General features: G+C 72.8%; 9 protein-coding genes. 6 read left to right on the forward strand and 3 right to left on the reverse strand.

Features of this window, described 5'->3' with window-relative positions; genetic code table 11:
- Position 1: 1 nt before the first annotated feature.
- Both AAH979_RS16275 and AAH979_RS16280 read left to right on the forward strand, forming a co-directional pair.
- Positions 2-832 (forward strand): MBL fold metallo-hydrolase, encoded by an 831-nt coding sequence (locus AAH979_RS16275; RefSeq protein WP_346259013.1) that lies wholly within the window; start codon positions 2-4, stop codon positions 830-832.
- Between the two features lie 22 nt (positions 833-854).
- Entirely contained in the window at positions 855-2,057 is a 1,203-nt protein-coding gene (locus AAH979_RS16280) for a low temperature requirement protein A (protein ID WP_346258939.1), read from the forward strand.
- Positions 2,058-2,088: 31 nt separating this feature from the next.
- Here AAH979_RS16280 and AAH979_RS16285 read toward each other — a convergent pair whose 3' ends face one another.
- Positions 2,089-3,027, reverse strand: coding sequence for a PfkB family carbohydrate kinase (locus AAH979_RS16285; RefSeq protein ID WP_346258940.1), 939 nt, complete (start codon positions 3,025-3,027; stop codon positions 2,089-2,091).
- A gap of 637 nt (positions 3,028-3,664) precedes the next feature.
- Between AAH979_RS16285 and AAH979_RS16290 the strand changes: the two genes are divergently transcribed.
- Complete coding sequence (locus tag AAH979_RS16290) at positions 3,665-4,699, forward strand: lytic polysaccharide monooxygenase (RefSeq protein WP_346259014.1); 1,035 nt, start codon at positions 3,665-3,667, stop codon at positions 4,697-4,699.
- A gap of 78 nt (positions 4,700-4,777) precedes the next feature.
- Here the strand turns inward: AAH979_RS16290 and asnB are convergent, their stop codons facing one another.
- The gene (gene asnB, locus AAH979_RS16295) at positions 4,778-6,736 is read right to left on the reverse strand and encodes an asparagine synthase (glutamine-hydrolyzing) (RefSeq protein ID WP_346258941.1); all 1,959 of its coding nucleotides are present in this window, start codon (positions 6,734-6,736) and stop codon (positions 4,778-4,780) included.
- Between the two features lie 214 nt (positions 6,737-6,950).
- Between asnB and AAH979_RS16300 the strand changes: the two genes are divergently transcribed.
- The 3 genes from AAH979_RS16300 (at position 6,951) to AAH979_RS16310 (ending at position 10,855) form a co-directional block, all read left to right on the forward strand.
- Positions 6,951-8,468, forward strand: a complete 1,518-nt coding sequence (locus AAH979_RS16300) for an aminopeptidase P family protein (protein WP_346258942.1) — start codon at positions 6,951-6,953, stop codon at positions 8,466-8,468.
- Between the two features lie 150 nt (positions 8,469-8,618).
- Entirely contained in the window at positions 8,619-10,352 is a 1,734-nt protein-coding gene (locus AAH979_RS16305) for a RyR domain-containing protein (RefSeq protein ID WP_346258943.1), read from the forward strand.
- A 20-nt stretch (positions 10,353-10,372) separates the two neighbouring features.
- On the forward strand, positions 10,373-10,855 hold the full coding sequence (locus AAH979_RS16310; protein ID WP_346258944.1) for a hypothetical protein: 483 nt from the start codon (positions 10,373-10,375) through the stop codon (positions 10,853-10,855).
- 20 nt (positions 10,856-10,875) lie between these two features.
- On the opposite strand, the gene AAH979_RS16315 is transcribed toward AAH979_RS16310, so the two are convergent.
- On the reverse strand, positions 10,876-11,862 hold the full coding sequence (locus tag AAH979_RS16315; protein ID WP_346258945.1) for a winged helix-turn-helix domain-containing protein: 987 nt from the start codon (positions 11,860-11,862) through the stop codon (positions 10,876-10,878).
- Positions 11,863-12,040 lie beyond the last annotated feature (178 nt).

Raw genomic sequence — 12,040 nt, forward strand, 5'->3', positions numbered from 1 at the left:
CATGGGCATCGCCTTCACCGAGATCGCCGACCGGGTGTACGTGCTGCGCCAGCCGCTGCTCGACGTCAACGTGACCCTGGTGGTCGGCGACGGCACGGCGCTGGTGGTGGACACCCTCTCCACCGCCGGTCAGGCCGCCGAACTGCTCTCCGCCGTCCGGGGGCTCACCGCCGATCCGCTGGTGGTGGTCAACACGCACCACCACTTCGACCACTGCTTCGGCAACGCGGCGCTGGCCGCCGGGGGCCCGGTGCCGATCTACGCCCACTCCGAGACCGTCCGGCTGCTCCGCGAACAGCCCGCGCTGGTGCGCCGGCAGGCGTACGACGAGGTGCTGCCGGCCGATCCCGGGCTCGCCGCCGAGCTGGCCCGGACCACGATCCTCGCCCCCACCCACCCGGTGCACCAGGAGGCCACGATCGACGTCGGCGGCCGGGCGGTGCTGCTGCGCCACCTCGGCCGGGGGCACACCGAGGGTGACCTGGTGGTGCAGGTACCGGACGCCGACGTGCTGGTCGCCGGTGACCTGATCGAGCAGAGCGGCCCGCCGGCCTTCGAGGACGCCTTTCCGCTGGAGTGGGTGGAGACGGTCGCCGCGCTGCTCCGCTGCCTCACCCCGGGCACGGTGGTGGTGCCGGGCCACGGCACGGTGGTCGACACCGAGTTCGTCCGGGTCCAGCACGACGACCTGGCCACCATGAGCTGGCTGATCCGCAACGGGGACGCCGATCGGGCCCCCGCCGAGCGGGTCGCCCAGCGCACGCCGTTCGGCCCGGAGGCCGGCCTCGCCGCCGTCCAGCGCGGGTACGCCGAGCTGCGCGGCGACGCCTAGCAGCCCGACGTTCGAGGGACGGGTGACCGAGGAGGGTGGCCGGCGGCTGTTACGCAGCGCGGCCACCCCGCAGCGGGCCACCTTCCTGGAACTGCTGCTCGATCTGGTCTTCGTCTTCGCCCTCACCCGGATCTCGGCCCGGTTGATCGCGGACTTCACCGGCGACCAGCGCGGCGTACCGGCCGGCGTCGGGCAGTCCCTGCTGCTCTTCCTGGCCCTGTGGGCCCTCTGGTCGCTGACGGTCTGGTCGACCAGTTGGCTGGAGCCGGAGGCGCCGGTGGTGCAGACCGTCGTCGTGCTGACCACCATCGGTGCCATGGTGATGGCCGTCGCGGTACCCGACGGCTTCGGCGAGCGGGCCCCGCTCTTCGCGGTCACCTTCGTGGCCCTCCAGATCGGCCGGGTGGTGTACTTCCACCTCGCCGAGCACGGCCGGCCGGATCCGCGGCAGTCCATCCGGATCCTGTTCTGGCTCGGCCTGAGCGCGCCGCTCTGGGTCGTCGGCGGGCTGGTCGAGGAGGGCACGGTCCGGGGACCGCTCTGGACCGTCGCGGTACTCGTCGACTACACCGGGCTGCTCCTCGGCTGGCCGACCCCTCGCCTCGGTGCGCAGCGGCTCGGCGTCCGCCGGATCGCGGCCGAGCACCTGGCCGAGCGGTACCAGCAGTTTCTCCTCATCGCGCTCGGTGAGGCGATCTTCGTCATCGGGCTGGCCTTCAGCGGCAGCCGGTTCCACGCCGAGCAGACGGTCGGGTTCGCGCTGGCGCTGGCGAGCACCCTCCTGCTGTGGCGGATCTACTTCCATCTGGCGGGACGGGTGCTGGGCGCGGCGATAAGCCGCTCCCGGAACACCTCCCGGCTCACCACCGACCTGGCGTTCGCCCACCTCGCGATGATCGCCGGGATCGTGCTGACCGGCGTCGGCTTCGAGCTGTTCATCACCGAGCCGCTCGACGACCTCGCGGCGACCTGGCTCGTCGCCATCCTCGGCGGCCCCGCGCTCTTCCTCGCCGGACGATCGGTCCTCGAGTTCCAGGTCTTCGGCCGGATCTCCCGATCCCGGGCGGGCGGTCTGCTGGCCCTCGGGCTGCTGACCCCGGCAGCCCTGCACCTGCCGCCGCTCGCCGCCGGTGCCGCCGTCACCGTGGTACTGCTCGGGGTCGTCGGCGCGGACGCGCGGCGCTCGTACGGCAGGCCGGTGGAGGAACCGGCACCACCGGTCTAGTGTCCGGTGCCGTCGCGGCCGGCGGGGCGGGTCAGCCGGGGAAGCGGCGGGCGACCTGCGCCCGGGTCGGCATCGAGACCGCGCCGCCCGGGGACTCGCAGACCAGCCCGGCGACCTGGAGCGCGTAGCCGACCCGGTCGGACCAACCGGCCGGGTCCGCCGGGAGGCCGTCGGCGAGCAAGCCGGCGATCAGGGCCGCCATCACCGAGTCACCCGCGCCGGTGGCGTCGACGGCGTCGACCACCGGCGCCGGCAGGCGTACTCCAGCGGTGTCGGCGGCGGTCGAGACCAGCGCGCCGCGCGGACCCAGGGTGACCACGACGGTGCCGGCGCCGAGGTCGTGCAGCCGCCCGGCGACGGCCTCGGCAGAGGCGTCGCCGTAGAGCACCTCGGCGTCGGCCACACTCAGCTTGACCAGGTCGGCGGAGGCGACGAACTCGGCCACCACGTCCCGGAACCCGGCCACCGCGGCCTGGTCCGGCAGCAGCCGGGGCCGCACGTTCGGGTCGAAGACCCGCAGGCCGGTGGCGAGCGTCCAGGCCCGCCGGGCGGCGGCCAGCACCGGCGGGCAGAGCAGCACGATCGAGCCGGCATAGAGCACCGAGGCGCCCTCGACCAGGGGTACGTCGAGATCCTCCGGCCCGAGCAGCCCGTAGGAGAGCGGTTCCCCGTAGAACCGGAAGTCGGGTTCCGCCCCGGCGAAGGTGGCCACCGCCAGCGCGGTGGGCACGGGGCGGACCACCACGCCCCGCCGGCCGACCCCGGCGACGGCCAGGAAGTCGGCGATCCGCCCGGCGAGTACGTCGTCGCCGAGCGAGCCGGCGAACTCCACCTCCGCGCCGAGCCGGGCCGCCCCGACGGCCACGTTCAGCGGGGCCCCGCCGATCGCCTGCCGGTAGACGGGCTGCCCGTCGTACTCGCCGTCCAGCAGGTCGACGAGGGCCTCGCCCAGCACCACCGCGTATCCCATCCGAGCCCTCCCGCACCGCACCGCATCGCACCGGCCGAGTCCGGTGTTCCCCCTGACCCTGGCACATCGGCGGTTCCGTCGTGCCCACCGGGCGGACCGGGCGGCGGCTCCCGCCCCGGGGAGCGTGATCCGCGACGGTGCACCGGACGGGTCGGCCGGACGTCCGACCCGGTGGCCAGCCGTTCCGCCGGGAAACATTTCATCGAGAGATTCCTATTGCCTCGGGCCGGGTTCCGTGATGCGATTGCCCGTACCGAGCCAGTGCGGGGGCTGACGCGCTGTGCCGGGTGCCGGCAAGGGGCCACGCGAAGGGCACACATCCGTGATCGGACTGTGCGCCGTGTCGCCCGTCTGCCGTCCGGCAGATACCAGCCCACCACCTCTGGCGGGGCGGACCGGCGATACCGCAACCAGTGTCGGAAGCGGGCGCCCGCCGTGTCGCGGGTCCCCCGCAGGTCGTCCGCAGCGTCGGTTACCAGCTGCGACACTGAACCTTTTTCAACCTGAACAGCGCGGCGAGTGCGCCCGATCTCCACCTTCGGCCGCCACCGACCGCGAGGGGAGGTTGCAAGAGGTTCACTGCCCCCAGAAGGAGAACTCGGTGAAACGTCTACGCAGGATCGCGGTACTCGGAGCCGTGGCCGCGCTCACCGCCGGTGTCATCACGGTGGTCAATCCCACTCCGGTCACCGCGCACGGTGCCGCCATGGCGCCGGGCAGCCGTACCTTCCTCTGCTGGAAGGACGGGCTCAGCCCGCAGGGCGACATCAGGCCCAACAACCCGGCCTGCGCGGCCGCGGTAGCGCAGAGCGGGGCCAACTCGCTCTACAACTGGTTCAGCGTGCTGCGCTCGGACGCGGCGGGCCGGACCACCGGCTTCGTCCCGGACGGGCAGCTGTGCAGTGGCGGCAACAGCAGCTTCAGCGGCTACAACCTGGCCCGCAACGACTGGCCGCTGACCCACCTGACCGCCGGTGGCAACTTCAACTTCAAGTACAGCAACTGGGCCCACCACCCCGGCACGTTCTACTTCTACGTGACCCGGGACGGCTGGAGCCCGACTCAGGCGCTGAACTGGAGCGACCTGGAGGCGACGCCGTTCCTGACGGTGACCAACCCGCCGCAGCAGGGCGCGGTCGGCAGCAACGAGGGCCACTACTACTTCAGCGGGCGGCTGCCGACCGGCAAGAGCGGCCGGCACATCATCTACTCCCGCTGGGTCCGCTCGGACAGCGCCGAGAATTTCTTCGGCTGCTCCGACGTGGTCTTCGACGGCGGCAACGGCGAGGTCACCGGGGCTGGCCCGGGTGCCAACCCGACCAACCCGCCCACCGGCAACCCGACCACCCCGCCGACCGGCAACCCGGGCCCGGCCGCCTGCACCGCCACGTACCGGTCGACCGGTAGCTGGAGCGGCGGCTTCCAGGCCGAGGTGACCATCCGGAACAGCGGCACCACCGCGCTGAGCGGCTGGAGCACCCAGTGGACCTGGGCGAACGGCGAGACCATCGGCAGCCTGTGGAACGGCACGCACAGCCAGAGCGGCAGTACGGTGACCGTCCGCAACGTCGCGCACAACGGCAGCCTCGCCCCGGGTGCGAGCGCCACGTTCGGCTTCGTGGGCAGCGGCAACAGCACCGGCGCCCCGACGCCGACCTGCACCAGCCCGTAACCGCCACCGCAGAACGCGACGGGCCCGGCGTCGGCGGCGTCGGGCCCGTTCGCTGGGCTCAGGAGGTCGGACGGGCGGTCAGCGGACCATCGAGCCGACCACCGGCTTGGTCAGCAGGGCCGACTGGTTGCGCTGGATGCCCGGGTCCAGGGTGCGGGCCACGAAGATGGCGTGCCAGACACAGAAGATCAGCACGGTCCAGATCTTGCGGGAGTGGTCGGCCTCGCCCCGCTGGTGCTCGTCGAGCAGCCGCATCGCGTACGACAGGTCGAGCAGGTCGCCCGCGCCGGAGATCGAGAAGATGTGCCGGGCCCAGTCGTACATCTCGCCGGCCAGCCAGACCCGGGTCGGGGTCGGGAAGCCCAGCTTGCGCCGGTTGACGATGGCCGGCGGCACCACGCCCTGCAACGCCTGCCGCATGGCGTATTTCGTCGCGTCGGAGCGGGGCGGCAGCTTCAGGTCCACCGGGATGCCGGCGGCGACCTCGAACACCTCCCGGTCGAGGAACGGCACCCGCACCTCCAGCGAGTGCGCCATCGAGATCCGGTCCGCCTTGACCAGGATGTCGCCGCGCAGCCAGGTGTAGAGGTCGACGTACTGCATCTTGGTCACGTCGTCCAGCTCGGTGCACTCGGCGTAGATCGGCGCGGTCACGTCGGTGTAGCGCACCCCCGGGTCGTACCGGCGGAGCAGCTTCTGCTTCTCCTCCTCGGTGAACATCCGGGCGTTGCCGTAGTAGCGCTGCTCGATCGGGGTGGTGCCGCGCTCCAGGAAGCTCTTGCCCTTGACCCCCTGCGGGATCGCCTTGGAGACCGCGCGCAGCCCCTTCTGCACCCCGCCGGGCAGGCCGTTGACCGCGCCGAGCGAGAGCGGCTCCCGATAGATCGTGTACCCGCCGAAAAACTCGTCCGCGCCCTCGCCGGAGAGCACCACCGTGACATGCTCGGCGGCCTTCTTGGCGACGAAGTAGAGCGGCACCAGAGCCGGGTCGGCGACCGGGTCGTCCAGGTGCCAGACGATCTTCGGCAGCGCCTCCATCATGTCCCGGGGGCCGATCTTGGTCGGGATGGTGGTCACCCCGAGGTGCCGGGCCGAGTCCTGGGCCACCTCGATCTCCGAGTAGCCGGGCACGTCGTAGCCGACGGTGAAGGTGAGGATGTTGGGGTTGAACTCCCGGGCCAACGCCACCACGGCGGTCGAGTCGATGCCGCTGGAGAGGAAGCAGCCGACGGGCACGTCGGCCCGCATGTGCATCCGGACGCTCTCCCGCAGCGTCTCCCGGATCCGGTCGTAGAGCTTCTGCGGCTCCTGCACCGGGGCGGGCCGGAACACCGGCCGGTACCAGCGGCGCACCTCGATCTGCCGGCCCGGGCTCCAGGTCAGGTACTCCCCGGAGCCGATCCGGTTGATCCCCTGGTGCAGGGTGCCGGGCTCGGGGACGTACTGCAACGTCAGGTAGTGCGACAGGTTGGCGGTGTCCACCCCGGCGTCCCCGGCGTGCGCCGACGGCGCGAACGGCAGCAGCGCCTTCTTCTCCGAGGCGAGGTAGACCCCGTCCCGGGTCTGCAGGTAGTGCAGCGGCTTGATCCCGAAGTAGTCCCGGGCGCCGAAGGCCCGGCGCTGCTGGCGGTCCCAGATCACGAAGGCGAACATCCCGCGCAGCCGGGTGAGCACCTGCTCTCCCCAGTAGTGGAAGCCGGCGACGATCACCTCGCCGTCACCGGCGGTGGCGAACTGGGCGCCGTAGTCCCGGGCCAGCTCCTCGCGCAGCTCGATGTAGTTGTAAATCTCGCCGTTGAAGGTCAGCAGGTAGCGGCCGCCCGCGTACGGCAGCGGCTCGTGGCTGGACGCCACGTCGATGATCGAGAGCCGCTTGTGCGCGAAGACGGCGTCGGTGTACCCGTCCGGGGTGGAAATCACCTCTACACCGGTCTCGTCCGGTCCCCGGTGGTGCAGGCATTCCAACGCACCGGCCAGGGCGTCTCGGTGTGCGCCGGCGTTGCCGTGCGCGCTGAAGAAGGCCAGGAGTCCGCACATGGCGGTCATCTTTCCACGCGGACCCGCCCGCTGTGCCGGCACCGCCACCGAGACCGACCGGTCCAGGCACGGTACGGTCGGGGCACGCCAGAAGCGCAGATCAGGTCAGCCGGACGAGGGACCGGGTCGCCGGCCGGCGGGGAGTCGGATCGATCCCCCGGCCGCGCGCCGATCACGCCTCGCCCGGAACGGGCCGGACGAGGGAGGAGCGGCGATGTCAGACGAGCGCACCGACATCACGGCGGAGCCGGCCGAGGTGGACGGGACCCGGACCGAGTCACACGACCCGGACTTTCCGGAGAAGTTCCTCGAGTTCATGCGGCAGGGCTGGCGGGACAGTACCCTGCCGGTCGGTCCCCGCCCCGAGGTGCCCAACCACGCCAAGCGGCGGGCGGCGCTCTCGGCCGCGCTCCCCGGCGAGACCCTGGTCATCCCGACCGGCCCGGAGAAGGTACGCGCCAACGACACCGCCTACCGGTTCCGCCCCGGCAGCGACTTCGTCTATCTGACCGGCGACCACGATCCGGGCAGCGTGCTGGTGATGCGGCCGAACGGCTCCGGCCACGACGCCGTGCTCTACATGCGCCCCCGGTCGTCCCGGGAGAGCGACGAGTTCTTCCGCAGCCGGGACGGCGAACTCTGGGTCGGCCGCCGGCACACCCTGGCCGAGAAGTCGACCGAGCTGGGCATCGAGACCGCGCCCCTGTCCGACCTGCCGGCGGCGCTGGCCGACTGCGCTCCCGGGCGGACCCGGGTGCTGCGCGGGCTGGACCCGGCGGTGGACGGCGCGGTGCGGCCGTACGAGCCGCCGAAGAGCGCAGCGGCCGAGGACTCCGAGCCCCCGCTGGGCCGGGACCGCGAGCTGGCCGCGCTGCTGAGCGAGCAGAAGCTGGTCAAGGACGAGTGGGAGATCGCCCAACTCCAGGAGGCGATCGACGCCACCGTACGCGGCTTCGAGGACGTGGCCCGGGTGCTGCCGGCCGACCGACCGGTCAGCGAGCGGCTGCTGGAGGGGGTCTTCGGGCTGCGGGCCCGGCACGACGGCTACGACGTCGGCTACAACTCGATCGTCGGCTCCGGCGAGCACGCCACGATCCTGCACTGGATCCACAACACCGGCATCACCCGCCCGGGTGAGCTGCTGCTGATGGACATGGGCGTGGAGGGGCGGCACCTCTACACCGCGGACGTGACCCGGGTGCTGCCGGTCTCCGGCACCTTCTCCCCGCTGCAACGCCAGGTCTACGACATCGTGTACGCATCCCAGCAGGCCGGGATCGACGTCATCCGGCCCGGGGTGAGCTTCAAGGACGTGCACCGGACCTGCATGCGGGTGCTCGCCGAGGGGCTCGCCGAGCTGGGCCTGCTGCCGGTCAGCGTGGACGAGGCGATGGACGAGACGTCGATGGTCTACCGCCGGTGGACGCTGCACGGCTTCGGGCACATGCTCGGGCTCGACGTGCACGACTGCGCCAACGCGCGCAAGGAGAGCTACCGGGACGGCACCCTCGGCGAGGGGTACGTGCTGACCGTCGAGCCCGGGCTCTACTTCCAGCCCGAGGACGACCTGGTCCCTGCGGAGCTGCGCGGGATCGGCATCCGGATCGAGGACGACGTACTGGTGACGGCGGACGGCGCGGTCAACCTCTCGGCCGGGCTGCCCCGGCGGGCCGACGAGGTGGAGTCGTGGCTGGCGGCCCAGCGCGCCGCCGGATTCCGGCTGCCGGGCTGACCCCGGCCCCGCTCGCGTCGCCGGTCGGGCACCTCGCCGGCCGGCGACGCGCCGGTGCGAAGAAATGCCTCGATCGTTTCACGTTCGCTGCGGGCAAACCTCGACGGTACGATGGCGCTGCGTCCCGCACCGGATAGCAGGAGAGGTGTGGTGCCCGGAAACAGCCTCGGCGAGCCGCCCCGCGCACCGACCAAGAGTGTGCTCAGACTGGTGTTCGCGCTCGCCGGGGTGGTCGCCTTCGTCTGTGGCTACATCGGGCTCTATCAGCACATCAACCGGATCGGCGGGTACGGCGACAACCCGTACGACCTGATCTACTACGACCTACAGCTCTTCGTGCTCGGCTCTCCGCCGCTGGACGAGGGTGGGCCGTTTCCGCCGCTGCTGGACTTCGCCCGGTTCGCGGCACCGGCCGTCACCGCGTACGCCGTGGTGGAGGCCTGTCGGCTGCTCTTCGCCACCGAGCTGCGCCGGCTGCGTGACCGCAACGCCCGGGGGCACGTCATCGTCTGCGGCGACGGCCTGGTGGCGGACACCCTGACCCGCCGGCTCCAGGCCGCCGGGCACCGGGTGGTGGCAGTCCGCTCCGACGACACGACACCGTCCGGCACCGGCCGGGTGGCCCGGGCCGCCCGCGATCCGAACGTACTGCGCGGCGCCGGCATCGGGCGGGCCAAAGCGGTCTACGCCTGCACCGACGACAGCGCGACCAACGCCGCGATCGGGCTGGCCGCCGCCCGGCACGGCCGGTCCCCGCTGGCCGTGTACGCCCAGGTCGCCGACCCCGAACTCTGTCTCGCCCTCCAGGCCCGGCACCTGGGGCTGGCCCGGCACCCCGGCGCCCGGCTGGACTTCTTCAACATCGACGACCTGGCCGCCCGGAAGCTCCTCGCCGAGGACCCGCTGATCGCGGTGGACGGCCGGCCGCCCCGGGTGGTGGTGCTCGGCGCCACCGCGTTCGGCCGGGCGGTGCTCGTCGAGCTGGCCCGGCGGTGGCGGGTACGCGACCCGCACGGCGCCCGGCTGGTTCCGCTGGTCCTGGTCGACGAGGCGGCGACCGAGGCGGCGGCCCAACTCACCCACCGCTATCCGTTCCTGTCCCGGGTCTGCCGGATCATCCCGCTCGACGGCGGGCTCACCGAGCTGCTCGGCCAGCTTCCCCGGGCCGGCTTCCCGCTCCCGCCGGACCGGGTCTTCATCTGCTACGACGACGAGGAACGGGCGCTGAAGACCGCGCTCACCGCCGAGCAGCTCTGGCACGGCGGGCCCGGCTCGATGGTGGTCCGGCTGGACCGGCTGGCCAACCTGCGGGAGGCGTTCGGCAGCGGGCACGGCCTCGGCGTCCTCGACGACCTCTCCGGCGCACTCCGGCTCTACGGCGTGGTGCACGCGGCCTGCGACCCGGCGCTGATCGGGGACGACCTGGTCGAACGGCTGGCCCGGGTGATCCACGAGAGTTACGTGGTGGCCCGGCGCCGGCACGGTGATCGGCCCGGCAGCAATCCCGCGCTGGTGCCCTGGGAGGAGTTGCCGGAGTCGCTGCGCCGGGCCAACCGGGCCCAGGCCAAGGACATCGGCCGGAAACTGCGCGAGTTGGGCTGCGCCCTGTCGCCCCGGGTCGGGCCCGGCGACGAACACGCCCTGGAGGAGCCGGAGATCGAACGGCTGGCCGTCCTGGAGCACCAGCGCTGGCTGGCGGAGCAGGTGGCGAGCGGGTGGCGGTACGCGCCACACCGCGACGACGAGCGACGACTGCATCCGGCGTTGAGCCCCTGGGAGGATCTACGGGAAGATCTCCGGGAGCGTAACCACGAAGCGGTCCGGGAACTCCCGGTCATCCTGGCCGACGCGGGCTTTCGGATCGTCCGCGTCGGGCACGCGTAACCACGAACGGACGGTGCTGGATGGCCCGCATCGGTGTCACCGGGCACGTAGTGCTCGCCGACGGCACGGCGGAGCTGGTCTACGCCCGGCTGACCGAGGAGCTTCGCCCGTACGCCGGGCCGGAGCTGCACGGCATCACCTGCCTCGCCGACGGCGCCGATCAACTCTTCGCCCGGGCGGTACTGGCCAGCGGCGGGAGCTACGAGGCGGTGATCCCGGCTCGGGACTACCGGCAGCGGGCGGTGCGGGCGCACAACCTGTCCGCCTTCGACGAGCTGCTGTGCCGGGCCACCTCGGTGTCGTACATGCCGTTTCCGCGCTCCGGGCGGGAGGCGTACCTGGCGGCGAGCCTGGAGATGCTGCGCCGGTGCGAGCGGCTCTTCGCGGTCTGGGACGGCAACCCCTCGGCGGACGTCGGGGACACCGCAGACGTGGTCCGGGCGGCGCAGTCCCGGAACCTCCCGGTGACCGTGCTCTGGCCGGCCGGCGCCCGCCGCCGCTGACCGATGGACGGCGAGGTCCGTCACCGGCGACTGACGGCGTCGTTGCCGGTGAGCAGGGCGCGGGCCAGCGGGGTGAGTGTGTGGTGGGCGGCCTTGCCGTGCCGGGTGGTGCGCAGCAGCCCGGCGTCGCGGAGCACGCTGGCATGCTGCGACGCGGACGGGGTACTGATGCCGGCCCGGCGGGCCAGGTCGGTGGTGTTCGCCCCGACCAGGGCGGCCCGGAGCACCGCCGCCCGGGAGCGCCCGAGCAGCGCGGTCAGCGGATCGCCGGTGGCCGCGGCGGCGCCGAGCGCGTACACCGGAACCGGCCGGTGCCCGGGGGCACGACCGCCCGGGGTGCGGGGCCGGCGTACCGGATAGGCCAGCACGACCGAGTCCGGTTGACCGCCGACCCAGAGCTTCCGGGCGAAGACCGACGGCACCAGCAGCAGGCCGGCGCCGTTCGGCCGCAGGTCCAGGTCGACGGCGGAGCTCACCGAGAGCACCGGGTTACGCCACGCCGCCCACGGGTCGAACATCGCCAGCAGGGCCTCCACCCCGCCGGTGGCCAGGGCACGGCTGCGCTCGTTGACGTCGAGCCGGACAACCGACTCCCAGGTCGCCAGTTCGGCGGCGACCCGGCGGTCGTAGTAGCCGCGCACCGCCGCAGCAAGGCTCCGGGCCCGGCGTACCGAGGTGGTGAGCAGCCAGGCGAGCGCGCCCTCCAGGGTCCGGTCCTCGGAGAGCGGGGCGAGCAGGTCGGCCGAACCGGCCCGGCCGTCCGGGGCCGGCGTCGGCCTGCGCCGGCCACCCGGACCGGCACCGGTCGACTCGCCCAGCTCGCGCAGCCAGCCGGCGAGTTCCGGTCCGGCCACCGGATCGGCCGTGCCGTCGGCCGGCGCCCCGGCGAGGCTGACGACGACCTCGTACAGCGGGAGGGGCGCGGGTGCGATCCGGGTCCGGGCGATGTCCTCGGGGCCCAACCAGATCCGGATCATCACCACCTCCACGCCTCGGCCGAGCCGCACCGCCCGACTGTTGTCTGCTCACGAGACGCGATCACCCCGCCGCCCAGTTGTCGGCTCTCTGGACGGTTTGGACCCAGTCAAAAGCATTGCCCGGACGGGCTGATCGGCTCGTAACTGGGAGGCAGGAGCCGGCCGGTGATGGCCCGGTCCGGCCGGACGGACGACCGTCGCGCCCGGC

The sequence above is a fragment of the Plantactinospora sp. ZYX-F-223 genome (assembly GCF_039649625.1).
Lineage (GTDB): Bacteria > Actinomycetota > Actinomycetes > Mycobacteriales > Micromonosporaceae > Plantactinospora.